Here is a 24489-nt window from a genome sequence, read left to right as displayed (position 1 = left end):
TCTCGCTATCCTCGCCAACGGAATATCGAGCGGTCCGATCGGACTCGGCATATGCGCGGCAATCGAGGCTGATAGGTTGCGCAACCTCACTCGTTCAACCTGTTCTGCCGCACCTCATCGGTGAACTGATCGGCGATGCGTCGAGCGCGGTGCGGGGTCCAGAACATCGAGGATCGTGCCCAATTCGCGATCGAACGGTTCCGTTCGTGATTTCGCCATCGAATCGGCCGATTGCGTGGCGTAGCGATAGTGCGGGCGCGGATACGCGCACCACCGCCTCGGCGGTCGGCAATAACTGGCGCATCCACTCGTGTTCACCGGACGTCGGCTGCACGGACCGCGATGCCCTCGAGAAGCGCGCGCAGGCTCCATTCGAACTGGTCGGCCGAAATCCATTGGGCCATCACGTCGACACTCGCCGCTGTGCGTGGCCAGCGCACGGCGTCGACAGCCTCGAACGCCTCGCGACGCGCCGCGACGCGGTCCGGCACCGGGTGTATCGGCGGCTTGCCGTCGGTCTCGGCGACTTCCAGGGCAACCGCGCCGATGACCTGCACCATGATCGAGTAAGCCGCGCGCGCCGCGCCGGGCTCGGAGAGTCCGGCACGAGCCAGACATCCCAGGAGGGCTTCACCGAGGTCGGTTGCGGCCGGGCCGTCCATCGGCGCGCTCATAAGCAGGGTCGCCACGGCCGGATGGTCGAGCAGCAAGATCCGCAACGCATGCGCGAATTCGACAACGGCCGTGGACCATTCCTTGTCCGGATCGGTGAGCGGATCGAGTGCGGCCGCGCCGAGCACGCGTTCGACAACGGCGCGTTCGAGATCGGCGCGGCTGGCGACATAGGTGTAGACCGCGTTCGGATTGACCCCGAGCCGGGTGGCGACCGAACGGATCGATACCGCGCTCATCCCGCGCTCGTCCAGCAGTTCCAGCGCGGCGTCGACCACGTGCTCCTCGGTGAAGGCGCGTCTGGTCGGCCTGATGCGTCGCCCCTCGGGTGTTGACTTCATTCCCACCACCCGTTTGACTGTACCCCGTACAGCTATCTGTACCCCGTACAGCCAGAATCGAGAGCGCCATGTCACCCCGCCCCTTCCCAACCATCGCTCTGCTCATTGCCGCACCCCTCACGCTCGACCTCGCGTTCATCGGCCTCGGCGCGGTCTTCGACTACCCCGATGTCCTGGGCGAACCCGGATTCACCGTGCTCGCGACCTTCCGCGCGAACCAGACCGCGATCGTCACCTGGTTCTGCGTGCTCGCTACGGCCGCCCTCACCCTGGCACCGCTGGCGGTCCTCATCGGTCGGCTCGAACGCAGCGCGAGCATGCGCGCCGCAGTCGGCCTCGGCATCGCTGCCTCGCTCGTCCAGGCCGTCGGCCTGCTGCGCTGGCCGCTATTGGCGCCTGGTCTCGCAGACCGGGCCGCCGCCGAAGGACCCGATTCCCCCGCCGTGCAGACCTTCGAGACACTCGGCATGGTTCTCGGCACAGCACTCGGCGAAACTCTCGGCTACACACTGACCGCCACGTGGACGGTCTGCGTCGCCTTCGCCCTGCGCGGCAGCCTGCCGCGCTGGTTCACCGCGTGGGCCCTGGCCTCGGCCGCGCTCATCGCCACCGGAGTACTCGCCCCGCTGGACAATCCGCTGCCCGGCCTCGCCAACTTTCTCGGCTACATATTGTGGAGCGGCTGGCTGCTTACCTTCGCTGTACTACTCGCCCTCGGGCGCCACCGTCAGGGACAGGTCGCGAACCGCGAAGTACGCATCGACGCCCGCGGTGCGCGCCGACTGGACAATCCGCCTCGAAAGCGAGCTGTGGTCAGCGCTATGAACACCACAAAGTTGCGGATTCTTCGCGCATTGTGTGTTGTTGAGGTGTGACCAACACTTCCGGAGACGCGTATCCCCTCGCGGACACGATGAATACCTCCGTCGCAACGCACGACGGTGCGACGGTGCTGACGGTGGCCGGCGAGGTCGACCTGGCGACGGCGCCCGCGCTGGAGACGGCGATCGAGGGTGTGCTCGCCACCAAACCCGGCACCCTGATCATCGACCTGTCCGGGGTCAGTTTCCTGGCTTCGGCGGGGATGGCGGCCCTGGTCGCCGCGCATCAGCGGGCCGGGGAGGCCACGACCATCGCGGTCGTCGCCGAGGGGCCCGCCACCAGTCGCCAGCTCAAGATGACCAGCCTGGATCAGGTCTTCGCGCTGCATTCCACCTTGGAAGCGGCGCTGGACAGCGTGCGGGGCAGCTGACCCACCGAACGAATCGAGGCCGCCCCGGTCGAATCCGGGGCGGCCTCGTTCTTCGCGTGCGGATCAGACGAGCGAGCGCAGCTCTTCGATCAGTTTCACCCGTTCGGCGGGGGTGGCGGCCATCGGCATCACGTTCAGCACGGTGACACCGGCCTCGCGGAACGCGGCGATCCGTTCCTTGACGTACCCGGCCGGACCGACCAGCGAGATGTCGCGCACCAACTGGTCGGGCACGACCTTGACGGCCTCTTCTTTCTTGCCCGCCAGGTAGAGCTCCTGGATGCGGTCGGCTTCGGCGCCGTATCCGTATCGGGTGGCCAGGTCGTGGTAGAAGTTCTTGCCTTTCGCGCCCATTCCGCCGATGTAGAGCGCGAGGTGCGGTTTGACGAATTCCAGCAGCGGCGTCACGTTCTCGCCGATGGCCAGCGCCGGACCCGCGAAAACATCCAGGTCACCGAGGATCGGGTCGCGCTTGGCCTGGCCTGCGGCCAGGGATTCGCCCCAGATCTCCCCGGCCTTCTCCGGCAGGAAGAAGATGGGCTGCCAGCCCTCGGCGATCTCGGCGGCCAACTCGACGTTCTTGGGGCCGAGGGCGGCGAGCAGCACCGGGACGCGCTCGCGGACCGGGTGGTTGATCAGCTTCAGCGGTTTGCCCAGGCCGGTGCCGCGCTCGGCGGGCAGCGGGATCTGGTAGTACTTGCCCTGGTATTCGAGTTTCTCCCGGCGCCACACCTTGCGGCAGATCTCGACCAGTTCCCTGGTTCGCCCGATCGGCGCGTCGTAGGCGACGCCGTGGAAACCCTCGATGACCTGCGGCCCGGAGGCGCCGAGGCCGAGCAGGAAACGGCCGTCGGACACGAAGTCCAGGCCTGCCGCCGTCATCGCGGTCAGGCTCGGCGTGCGGGTGTAGATCTGGAGGATGCCCGAGGCGAGTTGCAGACGCTCGGTCTTGGCGGCGAGGGACCCGAGCGCGCTGACCGCGTCGAAGGAGTAGGCCTCGGGAACGAACACGACGTCGAGTCCGGCGCGCTCCAAATCGGCCACCTCGGCCGCTGCCTCCTTGAAGCCCCCCGAGTAGTTGATGCTCAATCCGATCCGCATGGCATTGAACATAACCGCAGCTACGGGCAGAGCCCGCATCGGCACGGCCCGAACACCCCGGCGCGGGCCGCTCGCGGCGCGCGACCCGGTAGGTTGAAGCTGTAGCGTCCGCGTCGCAGAACGAAAGGCAACAATTCCGTGTCGCAGTCAAGCACGTCGTACCAGGACACTGCGTCCTCCTTCGGCGGGGTCGCCCTCGCGCAGTACCTGTCCGAGCTGGCCGCCAAGGTTCCCGCGCCCGGTGGCGGCGCGGTCGCGGCACTGCACGCGGCACAGGGCGCGGCGCTGGTCGCGATGGTCGCGCGCTACACGACCAGGGCCAAGGACGCCGAGCATCGCCCCGTCGTGGATCGCCTCATCGACGCCGCCGACGCCGCCCGCGAACGCGCGCTCGCCCTGGCCGACGCCGACGCCGCCGCGTTCACCGCGGTCGGAAACGCCTACAAACTGCCGAAGACCACCGAGGCCGAGACCGCCGCCCGCACCGCGGCGATCACGGTGGCGCTGATCGAGGCCGCGCGGGTGCCCGCCGCCGTCGTCGACGAAGCCGACGAGGTGCTGTCACTGGCCGCGGAACTGCTGCCGATCGGCAATCCGAACGTGGTGACCGATATCGGAGCGGCGGCCGACGCCGCCCGCGCCGCCGCCACCAGTTCCCAGCTCAACATCGAGATCAATGTGGCCTCGCTGCCCGCCGAGCACGGTGACCGTTTCGCCCCGACCCTGCTGCGCATCGATGAGATCTGCGCCCGCGCCGACGCCCTGCACGCGGACGTCCTGCACGTCGTCCGGGGCTGAGCGGACCCCGCCGAATCATCGGGGCCTAACGAGGGATCCCGGTCAGCCCAGTCCGAGTTGCAGAAGCAGCGACGCCTGGTTCAGATATTGGCGATCGCGGGTGACCATGCCCCATTCGTCCACTTCGAGAACTTTCGCGTAGGACAACTCGAACGGATTACCGGTGGCGGGTAACAGCACCTTGCCGTCGAGGACGAAGGCGCCGGTGGCGGTCGCGCGGCCGACCAGTTCGTAGACGACCGAGGATCGCGTGGCGTGCACGTGGCCGACTTCCTCGGTGTAGTCGGGGAACGCGTAGAACCAGGCGCGGCTCCACCGCAGCGTCTCCTCCTGATTCATCCGGTAGCCGATGCCGGTGTCGAAGAGATAGTCCCGCGCGCAGGTGTCCGCCCAGTCTTCCCATCGCTGTGTGCTCCACGCTTGCTGAACTCGACGCTGCACACCGGTCACCGCGTCCGGATCCACTTCCCACTCCCCTCGATACGAACGACCGTGTTTCATCCTTGTTCGGGCGGGATGCAGGGTCAAGTTCGCCGATCGACCCCTGGCGTTCGCAAATCCGAAACAGGACTGTCACGTTCGGGTCGACGGTGTTGATCATGCTGACGTAGACTGAATTTCCGCCTACCACACCCGTCTCGAAAGGGGTGGATATCTATGAGGGGCGCATTAAGACAAATGTTCCTCGCCTCGGTGGTCATCGCTCTGGCCACCTTCGGGTCCGGTGCGGCGGCAGCGACACTGATCGGAAAACCTCCGGTGGACACGGTTGCGGCGATTTCGCCGGCGGTCGGTCAGACGGTAGGTATCGCGCATCCCGTGACCGTCCGTTTCGCCGCTCCCGTCGCCGACCGGGCCCGCGCCGAGAGCAAACTCGGAGTGAGTTCCCACCGACCGCTCGCGGGCACCTATTCGTGGGTCGGTGACACCGAACTGACGTGGACGCCCGATGAATTCCTGCCCGCGCGTTCGCCGATCACCGTGCAATTCGGCAATTCGCGCAGCGAGTTCACGACCAACGCGGGCGTGGTGGCCGAGGGCGACATGTCCGCGCACACCTTCACCGTCAGTGTCGGCGGCAAGGTGCAGTGGGTCATGCCCGCGTCGTTCGGCAAACCCGGATGGGAGACGCCGGTCGGCACCTATCCCGTGCTGGAGAAGTTCCGCTCGGTGGTGTTCGACTCCCGCACCATCGGCATTCCGCTGAATTCCGCGGAAGGCTATTACATCAACGGCGAGTACGCCGAAAGGCTCACCTGGGGTGGGGTATTCGTGCACTCCGCGCCCTGGTCGGTCGATTCGCAGGGCTATGCCAACGTCAGCCACGGATGCGTGAACCTGTCCGCGGAGGACGCGGCCTGGTACTACCAGAACGTCGGCGTCGGCGATCCGGTGACACTGCACTGGTGAGGACTCCGACGAGGATCGGCGAACGCTCGCGTGCCGCCGATCCTCGTGGTGTGTGCGCACTTTCGATTCTCACGCGGCGGTGAGCACCGTCTGGTCGCGGGCCACGAGTTCGGCGTAACGTCCGCCCTTGCTCATCAATTCCTCGTGGGTGCCGCGTTCGGCGACCCGGCCGTGGTCGAGGACCACGATCTGGTCCGCGCCGCGGATCGTCGACAACCGGTGGGCGATGGTGATGGTGGTGCGCCCCGTCGACAGCGCGTCGATGGCGGCCTGCACCTCGCGTTCGGTGTGGGTGTCCAGCGCGCTGGTCGCCTCGTCCAGGATGAGGATCGGCGGATCGCGCAGGATCGCCCGGGCCACCGCGAGACGTTGTTTCTCGCCGCCGGAGAACCGGTAGCCGCGTTCCCCCACCATGGTGTCGTAGCCCGCGGGCAGTGCGGCGATATGGTCGTGGATCTGCGCGGCACGGGCCGCCGCGTGCAGTTCCGCGTCGGTGGCGTCGGGTTTGGCGAACCGTAGGTTGTCGGCGACCGAGGCGTGGAACAGGTAGGTCTCCTGCGAGACGACACCGACGGCGGCCGCGAGATCGGCGAAGGACAGGTCGCGCACGTCGATGCCGTCGATCGTCACCCGCCCCGATGTCGCGTCATACAACCGGGCGACCAGGTAGCCCAGCGTCGTCTTACCCGATCCCGTCTCGCCGACGACGGCCAGACCCGATCCGGGCGCGACGGTGATATCGATATCGTCGAGTACCGTGCGCTCGCCCGGCGTGTAGGAGAAGTCGACGTTCTCGAAACGCACCTCGCCGCGCGGACGGGCCAGCGGCGTCGGCCGCGCGGGCTCCTCGATATCCGGTTCCAGATCGAGGTATTCGAAGATCCGTCCGAACAGGGCCAAGGAACTCTGCACTTCCACCCCGGTGTAGAGCAGTTGCACCATGGGCCTCAGCAGTCCCGCTTGCAGGGTGGTGAACGCGACCAGGGTGCCGATCGAGACCAGCGGATGGCCGGTGGCGACCGTCAGCCCGGCCACCCAGTAGATGATCGCGGGCATGGCGGCGAGCACGATCTGGATCGTCGACTGCCGCCAGCGGCCCGCCATGCTCGCGCGGATCTCCAGGTCGACCAGCCCGCGCGATTCCCGCGCGAAATCGTCGACGAGCGCCGGAGAGCGGCCCATCGTGCGGCCGAGCAGGATGCCGCTGACCGACAGCGATTCCTCCACGATCGCCGACATGGACGCGAGCTGACGCTGCTTCTGCCCGGTGATCCTGCGGCGTTCGTCGCCGACGCGGCGGCTGATCCACACGAACAGCGGCAACATCATCAGCGAGACCAGAGTCAGTCGCCAGTCCAGCGCCACCATGGCGACGACCGAGGCGAGGACGGTGGTGAAATTCGAGACCAGGGAGGTCGCCGTCGAGGTGACGGTGGACTGCATGCCGCCGATATCGTTGGCGAGCCTGGACTGCACCTCACCGGTGCGGGTGGAGGTGAAGAACGCCAGCGGCATCTGTTGCAGCCGGGCGTAGACCGTCGAGCGCAGGTCGTGCATGACGTCCTGGCCGACGGTGGTCGAGATATAGGTTTGCAGGACGCCGAACACGCTGGTCAGCGCCGCGACCGCGACCATGCCCGCGGCGAGCAGGGTCAGCAGGCCGGTACGGCCGTGCGGCAGGGCGTCGTCGAGAACCGCGCGCAACATGAACGGCGAGGCGAGCGCCACCACCGACGAGAGGCCGACGAGACCGGCGACCGACATCAGCCTGGCGCGATAGGGACCGAAGAGCCGGAGTATCCGGCGAAGTTGAGATGGGGGCTGCACAGGCGCCTCCTTCCGAGGATCAACTCATGAAACCGAGTATTACTCATAATTGTTCCATTGAACAATGAGTTAAGCTCAGTATATGGACAGCGGCCCCGAACCCGACCTCCCCGAACTCTTCCTACGTACCGCCAAACGCATCCGCCGCAATCAGATGACCCGCCTCGCGCCGCTCGGCCTCACCCCCGGACAGGCACGGGCGCTGCGCTTCCTCGGTCACGCGCCCGAACCGTTGCGCATGGCCGAACTCGCCGAGCGGCTCGGAATCGTCCCCCGCTCGGCCACCACGGTGGTGGACGCGCTCGAATCCGCGGGCCTGGCGGCCAGGACCCCGGACCCGGGCAATCGCCGATCCACCCTGGTCACCCCGACCGACGCCGGGACCGCCGTCCTCGAACGGATGGCACGGGCACGGCGCGAGGCCGCCGCCGAAGTGTTCGCCACCCTGAGTCCCGATCAGCGCGACACCCTGCGCGAACTGCTCGCGGCACTGGACGCCGCGGGGGCCTGAGCCGCGACATCAGCGCGCCACCACCCCTTTACGGCGGGTGCTGGCTAGAATCGGCTGCGATAGAACGGTTTCGAAGAACCGATCAGCACTGGCACGACCGAGACCCGTCGAGGTCGGCGCGACGGCAGTATCGTTCCGGGGGCGGAATCGAATGCGGGAACGAACTCGACGGGTGTGACCTGATGGAGGCGGGGTAATGGATCGACCGGACATAGGTCTGCGACCGGGAGCATGGCGAAGGACCTCCGGCGTACCGGTGTCATCCGACCGGGAATTCGACGGCGACTGGTCGGACTGGATGGCGGACGCACCCACCATTCCGATGTACCTACCGCGTTTCGACGAGGATCCATCGCCTTTCGAGCCGGGTCCGCAACGCGAGACGGTCCCCGCCGACGCCTTCGCCCGCCTCATCGATCGATCCACCCGCAGACGTCCCCAGCGCAAGCCGGCGATACCGAAATGGCTGATGCCGTTGGCCGGATCGGTCGCGGTGGCCGTTCTGCTCGGCGTCGCCTTCTTCCAGCTCCGTGGCGCTCCGGCCGCGGAATCGGTCATGTCGAGCAGTGCGACCGAAATCGTCGTCGTCCCCGCCTCTTCCCGGGGCACGGCGGTGGCGCAATGCCCCGCCGAACGTGTCGGCAATCGCATTCAGGGCAACGGCGCGGGCGGTTCGGATTCCGGGCCCGCGGCCATCTTCGCCTTCCAGCACGCCTACTACGTGGCCCGTTCCGCCACCGTGGCACGCTCGATCGTCGCGCCGAACGCGTCGGTGTCCACCGAGGCCGCCATCCAGCAGGGCATCGATTCCATTCCGGTCGGCACCACCCACTGCGTGAGCATCACCCCCGGCGCGTTCGCCGGGCAGTACCTGGTGACCGTCACCGAATACCGGCCGGGTGCGGCGGCGTTCACCTACAGCGCCCAGGCCGTCGCCACGGCGAAGGTCGACGGCAAGACGGTGATCACCGGAATCGCACCCGCGCCGTAATCGGCCCCGCTACTCGAACCTCAGTGGGCGCGAGCCTTTTCCGCGGCGACCACCACGTGTCGCATGAGCAGCGCGGTCGTGACCGGCCCGACGCCGCCGGGCACCGGGCTCAGGGCGGACGCTGTGCCGCGCACCGATTCCGCCTCGACATCGCCGACGATGCCGCCGTCCGCGGCCTCGTTGGTGCCCACGTCGACGACGACCGCGCCTTCGGCCACGTGCTTGCCGGTGACCAGCCCGATCCGGCCCGCCGCCGCGACGACGATATCGGCGGCCGAGGTCACGGCGGGCAGGTCGACGGTGCGCGAATGGGCGATGGTGACGGTCGCGTTCTCGGCGAGCAGCAGTTGCCCGAGCGGTTTGCCGACCACGTTGGAGCGGCCGACGACGGCGACATGTTTGCCGGTGAGCGGAATGTCGTGATGCTTCAGTAGTTCCACCACCGCCTCGGAGGTGGCGGGCACGAAACCGTCGAGTCCGGCGGCGAGCAGGCCGAGCGACAGCGGGCTGACGCCGTCGACGTCCTTGCTCGCGACGATGGACGAACTCACGTCGTCCAGGGTGACGCCTGCGGGCAGCGGGGTCTGGAGCATGATCGCGTCGACCGCGGCGTCGGCGCTGCGAGCCGCCAGTTCGGCGCGGATGACCTCGGCGCTCGCGTCGGCGCCGAGATCGATACGGTCGCAGTCGATTCCGAGTCGTTCGGCGGCTTTACGCAGCGAGTTCACGTACCAGGCGCTGGCCGGGTCGTCGTTGGCGACGACGAGGGCCAGACGTGGCGCGGTTCCCGGCTCGGTGAGCGTGGCGGCGCGCGCCTTGGTGTCGGCGTTGATGGCGGCGGCGAGTTCCTTGCCGGTCAGCGAAACGGTATCCACGGTGTTCCACCCTATCGGGGACGCCGCACGGCCGGTCATGCCGGACCACCGCTGCGGCCTGTCGCGGCCGACACAGTTCGCGCGATCCCCTTCGCAATTGCGCACCTATCGCGCTGACCAGCCGTATCGTATGGACAGCTTGCCCCCGGCTAACTGCCAGCTGACGTGCCGACAACCCCCGTTTCACGCGTGGAAAGGTGTCAACTGTAGTGAGAATCTCGAGGCATTGGAAAACCTTGGTCGCGTCCACCTTCGCGGCCGTTTCACTCACCGGACTGGTCGGCGTCCCCGCGCACGCGGCCGATACCGACGCACTGTACAACTCCGCCCAGCGCAATTTCGGCAACGGCAACGACGACGCGGGCCGCGCCGATCTACGGGCCCTGATCGGGGCCGATCCGGCCGACGCCGAGGCGTTGTCGCTCCAGGCCATCTGGTCGCAGTACGCGAATGATCTTCCCGCACTGGCGGATTCGATGGCCAGGCTGAACGCGGTCGATCCCGGCATGGCGGCGGGCACGACCAATGTGCTCAACGCCGTCAACGCCGCGGTCGGCACGCTGCCGAATCCGCTGCCCGCCCTGGTCGGCCCGCAGACCGGCATCGTGGTACTCGGCTACGGTCTGCTGCCGGGCGGGGTGTTGCGGCCGGAACTGGTGAACCGGCTCGCGGCCGCCTGGTTGCAGGCGATCGTGTCGCCGCTGTCCCCCGTCATCGTCACCGGCGGCGCGCCGGTGGACGGGATCACCGAAGCCGACGCCATGTTCCACTGGCTGGTCCGCCAGGGTCTGCCGCCCAGCCGCGTGTTCATCGAGAACCGGTCCGGGTCCACCGTGCAGAACGCGCTGTTCAGTACCCGCATGCTGCGCGATCTCGGGGCGTCGAGCGCGGTGGTCGTCACCTCCCCCAACCACATCAGGCGCGCCGTCGCGGATTTCATCGTCGCGGGCACCCACGTCGTCGGAGCGACCACGTCCATGGACGAACTCGTCTCGCAGTTGCCGCCGCCGTCGCGCGCGAGCCAGCGCTACATCTATCTGGACGCGACTCGCACGTTCCAGCTGTCGACCGCGCGCTGACCGGTGTCGGTCGCCGTGTTCGCCCGGCGTGACGCGGGCGGACACGGCTTCCCCCGAAGTATGTCGGTCGACTTCCGCCTCACCGACGCGCGCCCGGAATACGCTGGCGTCTCCCCGGCAGGAGAGGGCAGTATGGCCCCGTGACATCGACGGACCGTATCGAGGTGGTGGCGAGACTGCGCGCGGCCGGATGCGTATTCGCCGAGGCCGAGGCGGCGCTGCTGACCGAGGCCGCCGCGGAGACGGGCGCGGATCTGGACGTGCTGGTCGCACGCCGGGTGTCGGGGACACCGGTGGAGCATCTGCTGGGGTGGGCCGAATTCCACGGGATCAGGGTCGGGGTGACGCCCGGGGTGTTCGTGCCGCGGCAGCGGACCGGATTCCTGGTCGACGAGGCGGTGGCCGCGGTGCGGGCGGCGGGAATCGCTCGGCCCGTCGTCCTGGACCTGTGTTGCGGATCGGGCGCGCTCGCCATGGCCTTCGCCACGGCCTTGGCCGCCGATCGGATACCGGTGGACCTGGTGGCCGCCGATATCGAACCCGCCGCGATCGCCTGTGCCCGCCGGAATCTGGCCGCGTGGCACGCGCTGGTCTACGAAGGCGATCTGTTCGACCCGCTGCCGGTCGACCTGCGTGGACGCGTCGACATCCTGCTCTGCAATACGCCCTACGTCCCGACGGACATGATCGCGCGGATGCCGCCGGAGGCTCGCGATCACGAACCGCGCCGGGCGCTCGACGGCGGCGTGGACGGTCTGGACATCCTGCGCCGTGTCGCGGAAGCGGCTCCGACCTGGCTAGCTCCCGGGGGGCACCTGCTGGTCGAGGAGAGCGACGAACAGGCTCCCGACGCCGCCGATATCCTGCGCGCGCACGGGTTGGCGGCGGAGGTGCGGTCGAGCGAGGAGTACTACGCCACGGCGGTCATCGCACGCAGGCCCGTAGCGGGACAGCTACCGCTGTCCGAGTGACTCGGGACCGGCATCCTCCCTCGGACGAGGTTCCCCTACGCCGACGGCCGCAGATTCGAGAGCACGCGGATGGCGTCGGAGAGCGGGATCATGCGTTCCGGCTGTTCGGCGGCCAGGCCCATCTCGATGTATTGGCGGATGAGCATGGACTGGGTGACGCAGTGGGCGGCGGCGGCTTCTTTGACGCGCCGGTCCATCTCCGGTGACATCTTCAGTGATCTGACCACCGACATGGCGTGTTCGATCTCGGTGGTCGTCGGCGGCAGCGGGGGTGTCACCGCGGTATCCGCCGGGTTGTCGTAGGTCAGCGAGTCCAGGATCGTTTCCGGATCCTCGCCTGCGCGTAGATCTCTCACCGCTGGGCCTCCCATGCCTCGTACTCACGCATTTGGAGTGGTCGCATGGGGGCGGCCATCACGACCTCCCAGGTGCCCGGCGCGGACGGCGGCTGCCGCAGCAGCACCACGATCGGGCGGCCCTCCTCGGTACGGCCCCACACCGTGAGCACCGGCAGGTTCTCGGGCGTGCGCGCGGGCCTGGGCCAGCGCGTGGGCGAATAGAGGACTTCCATGACTTCCCAGGGTTCGACCCCGGCTCGTCGCAGATGATCCCGGGCTCCATACCACCACTCGTATTGCATTGTGTGTCGATAATACCAAGGTATTACCGCAGCTGGGAGTGCCGATTTATTTGTCGCGGCCGGTGTACTCGTCCATGGAGTGGTAGACGCCGACGGTATTCAGGAACAGATCGCGCGCCTTGATGGGCAGCACGCCCGACAGCGCCTTGTTCAGGCGCGAGGTCCACGGCAGGACGACCAGCGGATTACCCGCCTTCATCTGCTTCCACGAGGTGTCGACGACCGCGTCCTGTCGCAGGATCGGGGTGAACCAGAAACCCTTCGCACCGTCGAACATGCCGGTGTCGATATAGGTCGGGCAGACCGTGGTCACCTTCACGTGGGCATGGCCCGCCTGTTCCAGTTCGATGCGCACCGAATCCGACCAACCGAGCGCGGCCCATTTGGACGCGGCGTAGACGCTCATGCGCGGATTGGACACCAGACCGGCGGACGAGGCGATGTTCAGCACCCGCGCCTCGCCCGTGCCGCGCACCATGGCGGGCAGGAATTCCAGCGTGATGTACATCGGCGCCAGCGAATTGATCGCCATCGTCTTGTCGATATCGGCGCGATTCTCGGTTTCCCAGAAATACCTGTTGCCGCGCACGATGCCCGCGTTGTTGACCAGGATGTCGATATCGCCGACCTCGTTGCGCACGGCGGCCGCCGCCTCGGCGATGGCGTCGCGATCGGAGACGTCGACCACGTGGTGGTGCACCCGTCCGCCGCGTCCGGCCAATTCGGCGGCGGTCTCCTTCAGCGTGGTCTCGTTGATATCCCACAGCACCACCGCCGCCGCGCCCTCGCTGACCGCGCGCTCGGCGAACAGTTTGCCCAGGCCCATCGCGGCGCCCGTGACCAGGACCTTCTTACCGGCTACGGTGTCGAGCTTCATCGGTTTCCCATTCCTGAATCGTGGTGCGGGCTATTTCTGGCGCAGCGATTTCATGACCGAGAAATACAGCGTCATCGTCTTGGCCCACAGTTCCTCCGACATTCCCGGCAGCGGCGCGATCGGCAGCACGCGCTGCGTCGCGATCGTCTGGGTGTCGATGTACTTGAGCAGTCCTTCCGGACCGTGACGGCGCCCGGTTCCGGAGATGCCGAGTCCGCCCGACGGCGCGTCGGCGCTGCCCCATGCCGCGATGAAACCCTCGTTCACGTTCACCGATCCGGCGTTGATACGCGCCGCGACCGCACGCCCACGACTCGTATCCTTCGTCCACACACTGGCGTTGAGTCCGTAGGCGGTGTCGTTGGCGGCCGTGATCGCCTCCTCGTCGCTGCCGACGCGGTAGATCGAGACGACGGGACCGAAGGTCTCCTCGCGGTACACCGTCATTCCGGGGCGCACATCGGCGAGCACGGTGGGTTCGTAGAAGTAGGGGCCGAGATCGGGCCTGGCGCGGCCGCCCGCGAGCACCGTCGCGCCCTTGGCGACGGCGTCCTCGACGTGCGAACGGACAGTGTCGATCTGACGCCGGAAGGTCAGCGAACCCATGTCACTGCTGAAATCCAGTGCGCCGCCGAGTTTTATCGCCTTCACATGCTCGACGAACTCGGACACGAATCGGTCGTACACGCTGTCGTGCACGTAGATACGCTCCATCGATTCGCACAGCTGCCCGGCGGAGGCGAAACAGGCGCGAATGGCGATGCGGGCGGCGCGCGAGATGTCGGCGTCGGCCAGGACGAGCAGCGGATTCTTTCCGCCCAGTTCCAGCGAGTAGCCGATGAGGCGTTCCCCGGCCTGCTGGGCGATGGTGCGGCCGGTGGCGCTCGACCCGGTGTAGTCGACGTAGTCGGCGCGGGCGATGACCTCGCCGCCGATCGCCGAACCGCGGCCGAGAACCGCCTGCCACAGCCCGGACGGGAGTCCGGCGCGCTCGGCGGCGGCGATGGCCCACAGTGCGGTCAGCGCGGTCTGGTTGTCCGGGCGCGAGACCACGGCATTGCCCGCGACCAGCGCGGGCAGCGCGTCCGATACCGCGAGCGCGAGGGGATAGTTCCACGGTGAGATGACCGCGACGACGCCCTTCGGACGGTGGCGCACCTCGACGCGGGTGAGTACCGGCAGCACGCCGCGCGGTTTGCGGTCGGCCAGAAGTTTGTCCGCGACCGAGGCGTAGTACCTGGCGTTGACCGCGACGTCGCCGACCTCGTCGAAGGCGTGGGCGCGCGATTTCCCGGTTTCGACCTGCACTATGTCGAGAATCGTCTGCTGCTCGTCCAGCACGATGTCGTGGAAGCGGCGCAGGATCGCGATCCGCTCGCGCACCGGACGCAGCGCCCAGGCGCGCTGAGCTTCCCGCGCGGTGGCGAAGGCGCGGTCGATATCGGCCGTGGACGACTGCGGCAGATCGGCGATCTTCGCGCCGGTGGCTGGGGCGAAAACCTCCACGGCGGGCGCGCCGCCCGCGACGGCGAGATCGAGCAGGGGCTGCACCAGGGTGGCGGGCAGTGCGGTGGGTTCTGCGGCGAGCCTGCGGGCGGTCGTCATCGGTCGGCCCCTCTCGTGGATCGGATACGGCTCGTGGGTCCGGCGGTACACCGAGCCCGTCAGCTATTTACTGAACACTAGTGTTAGATTAATCCTTGTGCCGTATCCCGTGTCAAGCTCTCCGGTGTGCACCACAGATCCGCAGGTCGGGCCGCTGTGAGGAGTCACCATGTCGACAAGTAGCTCCGACGCGGCCGAAACCTCCACCACCCGGCGGGGCAGGCCGCCGCAGACGAGGGAGCAGGCCGACGAGGTCCGCGCCAGGATCGTGACCGCCACCGCCGCCGTGTTCACCCGAACCGGGTCGCGGGGGCTCAACGTCGCGCAGATCATCGAACAGGCCGGACTCGCCCGTCCGACCTTCTACCGCTACTTCGGCAACGCGGTCGAACCGCTGCACGTGCTGCTGACCACGTCCAATGCCGGGCTGGTCGGTGGCATCCGCACCGCGCTGTCGGGCACCGACGAACCCGTCGAACTCGGCATCCGCCTCATCGACGCCTATCTGGACTGGGCGCGCGGCCACGGCGCGATGCTGCGCCCGCTCTTCGCCGAACTCCACGACCCGGCCTCACCGGTGTCGGAATACCGCGAACGCGCCTTCGACGACATCCGGGCCTCGGTACGCGACACCTTCTCCGCGCTCGGCCGCCCCGCGCCCAGCCCCCTCGACCTCGACGCCGCGCTGCACGTCTGCGAATACGTGGTCTTCCGGATCTCCGCCGACGCCGGTCCCGGCGCGGAACCCGATCCCGAGGTGGTCGCCGAGGCCAGGTTGACGATGATCCGTGTCCTGCTGACCACCCTCGGGACGAGGACCGACCTGGAATACGCCCTCGGGCTGCCGGGACTGTTCCCCGAAAGCGTCGATTGAGGGGACCGGTTCCGGCTACTCGACAGCCGAGGGAGTCACGGTGCGCTCCCGCGATCCGTCACCCACCGCGCGACGGGCGATCACCCGCTGTTCCACACGCCGGATCAGGTCCGCGACGCGTGCGTCGCGGGTCAGGCGATCGTCGAGGACGACGTTGATCGCGCCGCGCAGCAGGGCGTAGGGCTCCCACTGGATGGGGGCGATGGTGCGGGGGGCGCGGCGGACGATGCCTTCGGCGACCGACGCGGCGGCCTCGCGGGCGGAGATGCGGCGGCTCAGCGGCCACGGCAGCAATTCGCCGACCGCGCGGCCCAATTCGTCGTCGTCGAGGGTGCCGTGGGTCATGGCGGTGTCGACGATGCCGAAGTAGGCGACGCCCGCGGTCGCGCCCGCCGCCGCCAGTTCGACGCGCAGTGCGCGACCGAATTGTTCGACGGCGGCTTTGGTCGTCATGTACGGCGAACCGGCCATGCCGGGGGCGAAGGCGGCGGCCGAGGACACCACGACCACGTGTCCGCCGACGTCGATGATGTGCGGCAGCGCCGGGTGCACGGTGTTGAACACGCCGATCAGGTTGATGGCCACGACACGATCGAAGACGGCCGGATCCATGGTCGCGATCGTCGCGGGTTCCGGTACCACTCCGGCGTTGGCGACGACCACGTCGATGCGGCCGAAGGTCGCGTGCACCCGCTCGACGGCGGCGCGCACGGTCTCCCGGTCGGCGACATCGGCGGTGACGGCCAGCGCGCGCTCCCCCAGCTCCCGCGCGGCGGTCTCGGCCGCGGTGGCGTCGATATCGAGGATCGCGACGCGCGCGCCGCGTTCGTGCAGATCCTCGGCCAGCGCCCGCCCGATCCCGGTGGCCGCGCCGGTGATGAGCGCGACCTTCCCTCGGAGGTCGAGGGTGCCCGCGCTCTGCGACACCGACGGCACCGCCGCGAGCAGTTTGCGTACCGACAGCAGGTCCGTCAGGCTCATCGGCCGCTCAATTCGTAGGATTCGGCGTCGAAACGCCTGGTGCGACGGCGGTATTCGAAACTCCAGTTCGGATACAGACCGGAATTGTGGCCGTCGGCGGTCTGGTAGTAGCTGCGGCAGCCACCGGTGAGCCACGCGGTCTCGCGGCTGCGTTCGGCGACCTCGTCGAGGAAGGCGCTCTGCACGTCCTTCCTGACCTCGACACGACCGAAACCCTGCTCGCGCATGGTCCGCAGCGCGTCGACGATGTAGTGCAGTTGGGCTTCGATCATGTAGATGGCGGACTGGTTACCCGCCGCCCCGAACGGACCGAGGGTGCAGAAGAAATTCGGGAAACCGGCGATGGCGGCGCCGAGGTAGCTGCTGGGACGGCGATGGTAGTGGTCGGCGATGGACAGTCCGTCCGCGCCGTGGATCCGCTCGAAAACGCCCGCGGGCATGCCGAATCCGGTTCCCCAGATCAGGGTGTCGACCGGATGTTCGACACCGTCGGCGGTGACGACGGAATGCGGGCGGATCTCGCGGATGCCCTCGGTCACCACCTCGACATTGGGCTGGGTCAGGGCGGGGAAATAGGCGTCGGAGAAGATCGCGCGCTTACAGCCGATGACATAGTCGGGGGTGAGTTTGCGGCGCAGTTCGGGGTCGCGGACCTGGCGCAGCAGTTGCAGTTTCGACAGCGTCTCGTAGGGATGCCGGAAACGTTTGTCGACGAATCCGACGAGTCCGAACCCCTCGATACCCGCGTAGAACGCGCCGCGAATCGCTTTGCCGAGCAATGGCATCCGGCGCAGCGCCGCGCGCTCTACGCCGGTGGTGGTGCGGTCGAGACGGGAGACGATCCACGGCGCGGAACGCTGGAAGACCGTCAGCGAGTCGACCACCGGCTGGATCTCGGGGATGAACTGCACCGCGGACGCGCCGGTGCCGATGACGGCCACCCGCTCGCCGGTCAGATCGTGCTCGTGGTCCCAGTGCAGCGAGTGGAACTGCTTGCCCGCGAAGGTGTCCCGGCCCGGCATCGCGGGGATCTGCGCCTCGCTGAACGGTCCGACGGCCGAGATCAGGATATCGGCGGTGAGTTCGCCGCGGCCGGTGCGCAACCGCCACCGGTTCTCCGGTTCGTCCCAGCGCGCCTGTTCGAGGTCCGCGCCGAAACGCATGTACCGCCGCACGTCGTGTTCGTCGGCGACACCGCGCAGATAGGCGAGGATCTCCGGTTGCGTGCCGTAGGTGCGCGACCAGTCGGGGTTGGGCGCGAACGAGTACGAGTACAGGTGCGACGGCACATCGCAGGCGGCACCGGGATAGGTGTTGGCCCGCCAGGTGCCGCCGAGATCGTCGGCGCGTTCGAAGACGAGGAAGTCCTCGAATCCGGCTTCGCGCAATCTCACCGCGAGTCCGATACCGGCGATACCCGCGCCGATGACGGCGATCGAGAGGTGTTCGGGAATATCGTGTGCGCGAATATCTACGGCCATGCCAGCCAAATCCTTTCCGGCGCGGGCATCCTCGCCCGCCGAGCAGCTAGAGGTCGAGCGTGAGTTCGCCACCGCGCGAGCGTGATACGCAGGTCAGCATCGAATCGGGGCGCTCGGTGTCGGCGAGCAACCGGTCGCGGTGCTCGACCGTGCCGTCGAGCACCCGAACCTTGCAGGTTCCGCAGAATCCCTGCTGGCACGAGTAGGCGACGCCGGGCAGCACCCGCCGGATGGCGGAGAGCGCCGATTCCCGCGCGCCGACGCGCACGGTGCGGCCGGTCCTGGTGAGCGCGATATCGAACGCGACACCGTCACGCACCGGCGGCGCGGAGAATCGTTCGGTGTGCAGGGCGACCGACGGATCCAGGGAAGCCACCCGCGCGCAGGCCGTCTCCATCAGCGCGGGCGGACCGCAGATGTAGACGGTGGAATTCGGGGCCACCCGGTCGACGAGATCGGCCGGGCCCGCGAGGCCGAATTCGTCGTCGGGTCGCACGATCAGCTCCCCGCCGCGCAACCGCGACAGTTCTTCCAGGAACGGCATACTCGCGCGTGAGCGCCCCGCGTACACCAGCCGCCACGGGATGCCCGCGCGAGCGGCCGCGGCGACCATCGGCAGGATCGGTGTGATGCCGATACCACCGGCGACGAAGAGATAGGATTCGGCGGCGATGAAGGGGAATGCGTTGCGGGGGCCGCGGATTCGGAGTCGGTCACCGGGACGCAGCGCGTCGTGCACCTCGGCCGAACCGCCGCCGCCGTCGGCGATGCGACGTACCGAGATCCGATAGCTCGCGCGATCGGCCGGGTCGCCGTCGAGCGAATACTGGCGTTGCCTGCCCGACGGCAGGAATACATCCAGGTGCGCACCCGGCGTCCATTCGGGTAGCAGCTCGCGTCGCGGATCGCGCAAGGTCAGGCTGACGACGTCGTCGACTTCGACTCGGACGCGGTCGATCACCACGGTGCGGTCGTATCCCTCGCGGCGCACCGGACGCGGGCGCGAGAGCACCCGCGCGGCAGCGGTTTCCACGAAAACCAGCTTGTAGGCGTCCATCGCCGAGACCAGCAGCCGCACCCCCGCGCCGGGACGGAACCCGTCGCTCACGACACGCCGCCTCGCGCGGCGGGCGATTTCGCCAGGTAGCGCAGCGCGTTGTCCATCGGGCCCAGTTGCGAGGGATGGAATCCGGGACGCAGGTAGCGCGGGATCTCGGTGAAGAAGGTGGTGAAACTCGGGACCACGCCCCGCACCGAGGCGCTGGCCAGTTGCCACGGCCACCAGCGGCCCTTCGTCGGCTCGGGATCCCGGTGGAACAGGTAGCCGCCGGAGGCGGCGAACAGGGCGAGCAGTCCCACGCTCGCGATGACCGCCTGTCGCGCCTTCCTGGCGTAACTGCCGTCGACGTACATGTACGCGTCGTAGACGACGCTGCGGTGTTCCACCTCTTCGGCGCCGTGCCAGCGGATCAGGTCGAGCATCGCCGGATGCATTCCCGCGGCTTCGAGTTTGTCGTTGGTGAGCAGCCATTCGCCGATCACGGCGGTGTAGTGCTCCATCCCCGCGAACAGAGCGAGCCGTTCGCACAGCCACGCGTGTTTGGCGCGGCCGGTGAGACCGTGATCGCCGAGCAGTCGATCGGTCAGCCACGACATCAGTTCGACCATCGGTCCGACCTCGAGACCGAGCTGTTCCAACTGCCGACGCGCTTGTTCGTGCGAACCGGCGTGCATGGATTCCTGGCCGATGAATCCGCGGACTTCCTCGGCGAGGCGTTCGTCGGAGATCAGCGGAAGCGCTTCGGTCAGCGCCTGCGCCATGGCCCGCTCCCCTTCCGGGAGCACCAGGTGCATGACGTTGATGATGTGCGTCGCCATGACCTCGCCGGGAATGTAGTGCATCGGCACCGAGGCGAAGTCGAAGCTGACATCGCGGGCGTGGATGGCGTGCGCCTGATCGGTATATGCAGCGGAACCCATGGTCCTCACGTCTCCTCGATGAAACCGGACATACGAAATGTATTTCTGAAATCACATGATGTCAACATCAGCTGATGTCTACTTCTGGATATGAGAAGATCGGCGTCATGGTCGCCGAATCGGACGCAACCCAGCCCGGCACCCGACGCTGGCGCGGGCTCGCCCCCGCCGAGCGGGTCACCGCGCGCCGCGAACAGCTGGTCGCGGCGGGAATCGAGCTGATGGGCACCGTCGGCGCGGGCGAGACGTCCATGCGCGGCATCTGCCGTCAGGCGGGACTCACCGAGCGGTACTTCTACGAGAGTTTTCCCAATCTCGACGCCCTGATGACCACCGTGCTCGAAACCGTGGTGCTGGCCGCGCGCGACCATCTCCTCGACGCGCTGACCACCGCGCCGATCGATCGCGACGCCATGTTCCTGCACTGCGTCGCGGCGTTCACCGATTTCCTGACCGACGATCGCCGACGCGGGCGGATCATGTTCGTGGAATGCCAGGCCACCCCCGCGCTCACCGCGCGCGCCGACGAGCTCATCGAATTGTTCACCGCGCCCATCGCCCTGACGATCGGCGCGGGCGACTACCGCAATCCGGCCCCGGATCACACCGACAGCGTGCTCAACGCCAACGCGATCTTCGGATCACTGGCGTATCTGTACCGGCCGTGGCTGACCGGTTCGATCCCGGTGTCGCGGGAGCGGTTCGACGAACACGCCGCTCGACTGCTCACCGGTATCGCGCTGATCCGCTCCGGGCCGCCGGAGCCCGAATCCGTCGCGCGGGAACGTGGTTCGCGCGAATCGGAATTCTAGGATCGTGGATCCGCGAGAGGGTCGCGCCCGCGCCCCGGCGGCGGACTTCCGGTCCGCGGTTCCCGATCCGATGATCGACGGCCGTGTCATTCCAGGACGCTTCGTCCGTGAATGACACGGCGCGAACCGCCTCTCCTGTGTTTCGATGGAACCGTTTTCCCGGCGCGTGCGTCTCAATGGGTAACGCGACTATCGGAAGGGGCGACGGATGTCCGTGGAGAGTCCGTTCGGGGGGTTCGTCGAGGACGCGAAATCCGGCGCGCTGACCGTGCGCATGGAACCGCAGACCTTCCTCGAACTCGACAGGGCCTGCGAGGAGCTGATTCTCGAACTGTCGCTGGCCCGGAACGACGCGCGGGCGCTTGGTGAGCGCACGGCCTGGGGACTCGGCGAGACGAACACGCGCCTGTCCTCGGCACGGGAACTGGTCACCCTGTTCAGGCAACAGGCGTTCGGCGGGCCGGACAACGCGTACGACACCCTCGCCGAATACATCGACGTCGCCACCGAGATCCGGTCGCTGCTCACCACGATTCGCGAAACCTACGAGCGGACCGACGAGGACTTCGCGCGCGGGATCCGGGAAATACGGCAGTGAACCGCCGAAGACACGGCGGGCGTGTCCTCGGATTCGGCGTGGTGGCACTGTCGCTCGCCCTCACCGCGTGCGGCGCCGACGGTACCGCGATGCCCACCGCCGACGCACCGGTCACCACGGCGACACTCACCACCAGCGCCGACTCGGGATCCATCAATTTCGACCCGTGCGCGGCGTTGACGCCACCGTTCCTCGCGCAGCGCCGATGGGATGCTCGCCCGCCACAGCCACGGATCGACAATGCGGGCGGCTCCTCCTGGAAGGGATGCGCCTACACCGCCTCGGGCGCGTACACCTTCCGCGTGCAGACCACCGACACGACCCTGATCGCCGTGCGGGAGAAATTCCCCGTCGCCATGGCGACGACCGTCGGCGGACGCCGAGCGATGCGGTACGAGGCACGCCCCGACGTGCCGGGCGGGTGCAGCATCAATGTCGAGATGAAATCCGGCTCCCTGTTCATCCTGGTGGACGATCCGCGTCGCGCCCATCCGCGCGGACTGTCGCCCTGCGACAACGTCACCGAGATCGCCGAAGCGGTGGTTCCGCTACTGCCCGAAGGCAGTTGACACCCGAACCGCCGAACGGCAACGCGGGGCAGCTCAGCCGGTCGTACCGGTGGCGACGATTCCCGCGAGAATGACGCGCAGGCCGTATTCGAACTCCGCGTCGGGGTCGGCGGACGCGACCTCGGTCACCATCGCGGCGGTGCGGGGATAGCGCGCGGGATCGACGACCGAACCGATCCGTTCGGATCGATAGGGATTGCCCTCGACGTAATCCTCGCCCGCGCGGGCCTGCTCCTCGATGACGTATCCGACGGTGTAGTGCAGCAGGATCGGGAACACGCGCCGCGCACCGGACTTCTCGAAACCGGCGTCCTCCAAGGTACGCAACGTCAATTCCACGGTACGCCACATGCTCTCGTCGTCGACGTAGGTTCCGGACAGCACCTTCGCACCGTCGCGATAGCGCGTCATCGAACGACGCAGTCGGGCGCTGAGGCCGACCAGCCAGTTCTGCCAGTCCTCGCCCTGCCGTGGCGCTTCGACGCCGTCCACCGCATCGACGAACAGCGACCGCGCCATCTCGTCGAGCAGTTCACGTTTGTTCTTGACGTGCCAGTAGAGCGCGGGCGCCTGCACGTCCAGCGCGGCGGCGACCTTGCGCATGGTCAACCCGTCCAGGCCGATCTCGTCGAGCAGTCCCAGTGCGGCGTCCGCGATAACCCTCGCGTCGAGTTTCACCCTCGTCTCCTTCGTCCTTGACAGCTTAACAACGTTCTGCTGTCCTTAACATCGTTAAGGTTTTAACGTTGTTAAGGAGTGGATCGTGGACACGACCGATGTGGTGATCGCCGGCGCCGGACCGACCGGGCTGATGCTGGCGTGCGAACTGCGGCTCGCCGGGATCGAGGTGACGGTGGTCGATCGGTTACCGGCACGGACCGGGGAATCGCGCGCGGGCGGAATCCACGCCCGCACCATGGAGATCTTCGATCAGCGCGGAATGCTCGATCCACTGATCGCCCGGGGTCGGCGGATCGCCTCGGGACATTTCGCCGGGCTCCCGTTGGATTTCACGGACCTCGACACCCGCTACCCCTTCACCCTCGCCGTACTGCAATCGGTCATCGAAGAGGAACTCGATATCCGCGCCGTCGCCGCGGGGGCGTCGATCCGATGGGACGCTCCGGTGACCGGTGTCAGGCAGGACACCGACGGCGTCGACGTCGAAATCGGCGGCGCGCGCACGATTCGCGCGGCCTATCTGGTCGGATGCGACGGTGGACGCAGCGCCGTGCGCAAGTTGACGGGGATCGACTTCGCCGGAACCGACGCGACGATGACCGGCATGATCGCCGACGTCGAACTGTCCGATCCGCCCGAGGGGCCCGTGTTCGGCCGCAGGCGCGGCGCCGGTGACTACTCGATCATCCAGTTCGAGCCGGGCTGGTACCGGCTCATGCTCCAGCGCTACGACCGCGCCCTCGATCGCGGTGCGACACCGGATTTCGAGGATTTCCGCGCGCGGTTCATCGAGATCGCGGGCACCGATCCCGGGATGCACAGCCCGCGCTGGGTGACACAGTTCGGCGACGCCGCTCGGCACGCCGAGCGTTACCGCCACGGCCGCGTCTTCCTGGCGGGCGATGCCGCGCACATCCATTTCCCGGCGGGCGGGCAGGGGCTGAATCTGGGCGTGCAGGACGCGGTCAACCTGGGGTGGAAACTCGCCGCGGCCGTCCGAGGACGCGCACCGGAGGGCCTGCTGGACACCTACGAGAGCGAGCGATATCCGGTCGCGGCGCGGGTGCTGCACAACACCCGCGCCCAGACGGCGTTGTCGCGGCCGGGGGCCCATACCGACGCGCTTCGCGACATGGTCGGGTCGTTCCTCGATTCCGACGAGGTGCGGCGGCGACTCGCGTCGATGATCACCGCACTCGACATCCGCTACGAGACGGGCGGCGCGCACCCGAGCACCGGATATCGGGTGCCCGACGCCGATCTCCGTGTCGGCGGCGCCGATACCCGCGTGCACGCCCTGCTCCGGACAGGTCGCCCGATCCTGCTCTGCCACAGGCGGATACCCGATATCGCCGGTTGGAAGGATCGGGTCGACGTCATCGAGACGCACGACCCGGCCGGAACCCGGACGACGACGAGATCGGGCGAAATCACCACTCCCCCCGCCGTGCTTGTCCGGCCGGACGGCTATGTCGCCTGGGCCGGACCTGGCGACGGCGGCCTGACCGAGGCTCTGACGAGATGGTTCGGTCAGGCTGCCTGATCCGGCAGACACCGGCGGGA

At 67.9% G+C, this 24489-nt stretch carries 27 protein-coding genes; 13 read left to right on the top strand and 14 right to left on the bottom strand.

Annotation, left to right across the window (positions count from 1 at the left end; genetic code table 11):
* Positions 1–314: 314 nt before the first annotated feature.
* Positions 315–1013 (bottom strand): TetR/AcrR family transcriptional regulator, encoded by a 699-nt coding sequence (locus JZ792_RS08110; protein WP_216908422.1) that lies wholly within the window; start codon positions 1011–1013, stop codon positions 315–317.
* 68 nt (positions 1014–1081) lie between these two features.
* Here JZ792_RS08110 and JZ792_RS08105 point away from each other — a divergent pair, with 68 nt between their 5' ends.
* Together JZ792_RS08105 and JZ792_RS08100 are read left to right on the top strand one after the other, a co-directional pair.
* Positions 1082–1888 carry a DUF4386 domain-containing protein gene (locus JZ792_RS08105; RefSeq protein WP_216908420.1) on the top strand — a complete coding sequence of 269 codons (807 nt, stop codon included), beginning with the start codon at positions 1082–1084 and terminating at the stop codon, positions 1886–1888.
* A gap of 38 nt (positions 1889–1926) precedes the next feature.
* The gene (locus JZ792_RS08100; protein WP_216908418.1) at positions 1927–2265 is read left to right on the top strand and encodes an STAS domain-containing protein; all 339 of its coding nucleotides are present in this window, start codon (positions 1927–1929) and stop codon (positions 2263–2265) included.
* Between the two features lie 63 nt (positions 2266–2328).
* On the opposite strand, the gene JZ792_RS08095 is transcribed toward JZ792_RS08100, so the two are convergent.
* Positions 2329–3366 carry an LLM class F420-dependent oxidoreductase gene (locus JZ792_RS08095; RefSeq protein ID WP_216908415.1) on the bottom strand — a complete coding sequence of 346 codons (1038 nt, stop codon included), beginning with the start codon at positions 3364–3366 and terminating at the stop codon, positions 2329–2331.
* A 138-nt stretch (positions 3367–3504) separates the two neighbouring features.
* On the opposite strand from JZ792_RS08095, the gene JZ792_RS08090 reads away from it, so the two are divergent.
* Complete coding sequence (locus JZ792_RS08090) at positions 3505–4164, top strand: cyclodeaminase/cyclohydrolase family protein (RefSeq protein ID WP_216908413.1); 660 nt, start codon at positions 3505–3507, stop codon at positions 4162–4164.
* A gap of 42 nt (positions 4165–4206) precedes the next feature.
* On the opposite strand, the gene JZ792_RS08085 is transcribed toward JZ792_RS08090, so the two are convergent.
* Complete coding sequence (locus JZ792_RS08085; protein ID WP_216908411.1) at positions 4207–4629, bottom strand: ester cyclase; 423 nt, start codon at positions 4627–4629, stop codon at positions 4207–4209.
* Between the two features lie 192 nt (positions 4630–4821).
* Here JZ792_RS08085 and JZ792_RS08080 point away from each other — a divergent pair, with 192 nt between their 5' ends.
* Positions 4822–5574 carry a L,D-transpeptidase gene (locus JZ792_RS08080; protein WP_216908409.1) on the top strand — a complete coding sequence of 251 codons (753 nt, stop codon included), beginning with the start codon at positions 4822–4824 and terminating at the stop codon, positions 5572–5574.
* Between the two features lie 69 nt (positions 5575–5643).
* Here JZ792_RS08080 and JZ792_RS08075 read toward each other — a convergent pair whose 3' ends face one another.
* A complete protein-coding gene (locus JZ792_RS08075; RefSeq protein WP_438804305.1) occupies positions 5644–7401 on the bottom strand; it encodes an ABC transporter ATP-binding protein in 1758 nt (585 codons plus the stop codon).
* 82 nt (positions 7402–7483) lie between these two features.
* Between JZ792_RS08075 and JZ792_RS08070 the strand changes: the two genes are divergently transcribed.
* Positions 7484–7912, top strand: coding sequence for a MarR family winged helix-turn-helix transcriptional regulator (locus tag JZ792_RS08070; RefSeq protein WP_216908407.1), 429 nt, complete (start codon positions 7484–7486; stop codon positions 7910–7912).
* 256 nt (positions 7913–8168) lie between these two features.
* Positions 8169–8903 carry a DUF8176 domain-containing protein gene (locus JZ792_RS08065; protein ID WP_216908405.1) on the top strand — a complete coding sequence of 245 codons (735 nt, stop codon included), beginning with the start codon at positions 8169–8171 and terminating at the stop codon, positions 8901–8903.
* A 20-nt stretch (positions 8904–8923) separates the two neighbouring features.
* Here the strand turns inward: JZ792_RS08065 and JZ792_RS08060 are convergent, their stop codons facing one another.
* A complete protein-coding gene (locus JZ792_RS08060; protein WP_216908403.1) occupies positions 8924–9778 on the bottom strand; it encodes a bifunctional 5,10-methylenetetrahydrofolate dehydrogenase/5,10-methenyltetrahydrofolate cyclohydrolase in 855 nt (284 codons plus the stop codon).
* 209 nt (positions 9779–9987) lie between these two features.
* Here JZ792_RS08060 and JZ792_RS08055 point away from each other — a divergent pair, with 209 nt between their 5' ends.
* Together JZ792_RS08055 and JZ792_RS08050 are read left to right on the top strand one after the other, a co-directional pair.
* Entirely contained in the window at positions 9988–10857 is an 870-nt protein-coding gene (locus tag JZ792_RS08055; protein ID WP_216908401.1) for a YdcF family protein, read from the top strand.
* Between the two features lie 140 nt (positions 10858–10997).
* Positions 10998–11828, top strand: coding sequence for a putative protein N(5)-glutamine methyltransferase (locus tag JZ792_RS08050; protein ID WP_216908399.1), 831 nt, complete (start codon positions 10998–11000; stop codon positions 11826–11828).
* Positions 11829–11863: 35 nt separating this feature from the next.
* Here JZ792_RS08050 and JZ792_RS08045 read toward each other — a convergent pair whose 3' ends face one another.
* The 4 genes from JZ792_RS08045 to JZ792_RS08030 are packed head-to-tail and all read right to left on the bottom strand — an operon-like array spanning position 11864 to position 14950.
* Positions 11864–12184 carry a hypothetical protein gene (locus tag JZ792_RS08045; protein WP_216908397.1) on the bottom strand — a complete coding sequence of 107 codons (321 nt, stop codon included), beginning with the start codon at positions 12182–12184 and terminating at the stop codon, positions 11864–11866.
* Positions 12181–12468, bottom strand: a complete 288-nt coding sequence (locus JZ792_RS08040) for a hypothetical protein (RefSeq protein WP_157978633.1) — start codon at positions 12466–12468, stop codon at positions 12181–12183. Before JZ792_RS08040 ends, JZ792_RS08045 begins: the two co-directional genes overlap by 4 nt.
* Positions 12469–12514: 46 nt before the next feature.
* Positions 12515–13345 carry an SDR family NAD(P)-dependent oxidoreductase gene (locus JZ792_RS08035; RefSeq protein WP_216908395.1) on the bottom strand — a complete coding sequence of 277 codons (831 nt, stop codon included), beginning with the start codon at positions 13343–13345 and terminating at the stop codon, positions 12515–12517.
* 30 nt (positions 13346–13375) lie between these two features.
* A complete protein-coding gene (locus JZ792_RS08030) occupies positions 13376–14950 on the bottom strand; it encodes a succinic semialdehyde dehydrogenase (protein ID WP_109527017.1) in 1575 nt (524 codons plus the stop codon).
* Positions 14951–15119: 169 nt separating this feature from the next.
* Between JZ792_RS08030 and JZ792_RS08025 the strand changes: the two genes are divergently transcribed.
* Positions 15120–15824, top strand: a complete 705-nt coding sequence (locus JZ792_RS08025; protein WP_216908393.1) for a TetR/AcrR family transcriptional regulator — start codon at positions 15120–15122, stop codon at positions 15822–15824.
* A gap of 15 nt (positions 15825–15839) precedes the next feature.
* On the opposite strand, the gene JZ792_RS08020 is transcribed toward JZ792_RS08025, so the two are convergent.
* From JZ792_RS08020 to JZ792_RS08005, 4 genes are read right to left on the bottom strand one after another with little or no spacing between them, the layout of a single operon-like run.
* Positions 15840–16805 carry a short-chain dehydrogenase/reductase gene (locus JZ792_RS08020; protein ID WP_216908391.1) on the bottom strand — a complete coding sequence of 322 codons (966 nt, stop codon included), beginning with the start codon at positions 16803–16805 and terminating at the stop codon, positions 15840–15842.
* Complete coding sequence (locus tag JZ792_RS08015) at positions 16802–18286, bottom strand: flavin-containing monooxygenase (RefSeq protein ID WP_216908389.1); 1485 nt, start codon at positions 18284–18286, stop codon at positions 16802–16804. Before JZ792_RS08015 ends, JZ792_RS08020 begins: the two co-directional genes overlap by 4 nt.
* 46 nt (positions 18287–18332) lie before the next feature.
* Complete coding sequence (locus JZ792_RS08010; protein WP_254189497.1) at positions 18333–19343, bottom strand: PDR/VanB family oxidoreductase; 1011 nt, start codon at positions 19341–19343, stop codon at positions 18333–18335.
* A gap of 47 nt (positions 19344–19390) precedes the next feature.
* Complete coding sequence (locus tag JZ792_RS08005) at positions 19391–20266, bottom strand: metal-dependent hydrolase (protein WP_216908385.1); 876 nt, start codon at positions 20264–20266, stop codon at positions 19391–19393.
* A gap of 74 nt (positions 20267–20340) precedes the next feature.
* Here JZ792_RS08005 and JZ792_RS08000 point away from each other — a divergent pair, with 74 nt between their 5' ends.
* From JZ792_RS08000 to JZ792_RS07990, 3 genes are all read left to right on the top strand, one after another.
* Positions 20341–21078, top strand: coding sequence for a TetR/AcrR family transcriptional regulator (locus tag JZ792_RS08000; protein ID WP_232839946.1), 738 nt, complete (start codon positions 20341–20343; stop codon positions 21076–21078).
* A gap of 208 nt (positions 21079–21286) precedes the next feature.
* A complete protein-coding gene (locus tag JZ792_RS07995) occupies positions 21287–21676 on the top strand; it encodes a hypothetical protein (RefSeq protein ID WP_216908383.1) in 390 nt (129 codons plus the stop codon).
* The gene (locus tag JZ792_RS07990) at positions 21673–22245 is read left to right on the top strand and encodes a DUF3558 domain-containing protein (protein ID WP_308165195.1); all 573 of its coding nucleotides are present in this window, start codon (positions 21673–21675) and stop codon (positions 22243–22245) included. Before JZ792_RS07995 ends, JZ792_RS07990 begins: the two co-directional genes overlap by 4 nt.
* Before the next feature lie 33 nt (positions 22246–22278).
* Here the strand turns inward: JZ792_RS07990 and JZ792_RS07985 are convergent, their stop codons facing one another.
* Positions 22279–22923, bottom strand: a complete 645-nt coding sequence (locus tag JZ792_RS07985; protein ID WP_216908381.1) for a TetR/AcrR family transcriptional regulator C-terminal domain-containing protein — start codon at positions 22921–22923, stop codon at positions 22279–22281.
* Positions 22924–23008: 85 nt separating this feature from the next.
* Here JZ792_RS07985 and JZ792_RS07980 point away from each other — a divergent pair, with 85 nt between their 5' ends.
* Complete coding sequence (locus JZ792_RS07980) at positions 23009–24469, top strand: FAD-dependent monooxygenase (RefSeq protein ID WP_216908379.1); 1461 nt, start codon at positions 23009–23011, stop codon at positions 24467–24469.
* Positions 24470–24489: the final 20 nt, after the last annotated feature.

It is taken from the genome of Nocardia noduli (genome assembly GCF_019038455.1).
In the GTDB taxonomy this organism is placed as follows: Bacteria; Actinomycetota; Actinomycetes; order Mycobacteriales; family Mycobacteriaceae; genus Nocardia; species Nocardia noduli.
This window is presented reverse-complemented; position numbering and strand designations above follow the sequence as displayed.

Excerpts from the sequence above, each read along its gene's own strand:
- JZ792_RS08070 (WP_216908407.1), top strand. The coding sequence starts at position 7,484 with ATGGACAGCGGCCCCGAACCCGACCTCCCCGAACTCTTCCTACGTACC.
- JZ792_RS08095 (WP_216908415.1), bottom strand. The coding sequence starts at position 3,366 with ATGCGGATCGGATTGAGCATCAACTACTCGGGGGGCTTCAAGGAGGCA.
- JZ792_RS08005 (WP_216908385.1), bottom strand. The coding sequence starts at position 20,266 with ATGGGTTCCGCTGCATATACCGATCAGGCGCACGCCATCCACGCCCGC.
- JZ792_RS08110 (WP_216908422.1), bottom strand. The coding sequence starts at position 1,013 with ATGAAGTCAACACCCGAGGGGCGACGCATCAGGCCGACCAGACGCGCC.
- JZ792_RS08035 (WP_216908395.1), bottom strand. The coding sequence starts at position 13,345 with ATGAAGCTCGACACCGTAGCCGGTAAGAAGGTCCTGGTCACGGGCGCC.
- JZ792_RS08080 (WP_216908409.1), top strand. The coding sequence starts at position 4,822 with ATGAGGGGCGCATTAAGACAAATGTTCCTCGCCTCGGTGGTCATCGCT.
- JZ792_RS07995 (WP_216908383.1), top strand. The coding sequence starts at position 21,287 with ATGTCCGTGGAGAGTCCGTTCGGGGGGTTCGTCGAGGACGCGAAATCC.
- JZ792_RS08015 (WP_216908389.1), bottom strand. The coding sequence starts at position 18,286 with ATGGCCGTAGATATTCGCGCACACGATATTCCCGAACACCTCTCGATC.
- JZ792_RS08040 (WP_157978633.1), bottom strand. The coding sequence starts at position 12,468 with ATGCAATACGAGTGGTGGTATGGAGCCCGGGATCATCTGCGACGAGCC.
- JZ792_RS08025 (WP_216908393.1), top strand. The coding sequence starts at position 15,120 with ATGTCGACAAGTAGCTCCGACGCGGCCGAAACCTCCACCACCCGGCGG.
- JZ792_RS08105 (WP_216908420.1), top strand. The coding sequence starts at position 1,082 with ATGTCACCCCGCCCCTTCCCAACCATCGCTCTGCTCATTGCCGCACCC.
- JZ792_RS08010 (WP_254189497.1), bottom strand. The coding sequence starts at position 19,343 with ATGGACGCCTACAAGCTGGTTTTCGTGGAAACCGCTGCCGCGCGGGTG.
- JZ792_RS08000 (WP_232839946.1), top strand. The coding sequence starts at position 20,341 with ATGTCTACTTCTGGATATGAGAAGATCGGCGTCATGGTCGCCGAATCG.
- JZ792_RS08100 (WP_216908418.1), top strand. The coding sequence starts at position 1,927 with ATGAATACCTCCGTCGCAACGCACGACGGTGCGACGGTGCTGACGGTG.
- JZ792_RS08030 (WP_109527017.1), bottom strand. The coding sequence starts at position 14,950 with ATGACGACCGCCCGCAGGCTCGCCGCAGAACCCACCGCACTGCCCGCC.
- JZ792_RS08020 (WP_216908391.1), bottom strand. The coding sequence starts at position 16,805 with ATGAGCCTGACGGACCTGCTGTCGGTACGCAAACTGCTCGCGGCGGTG.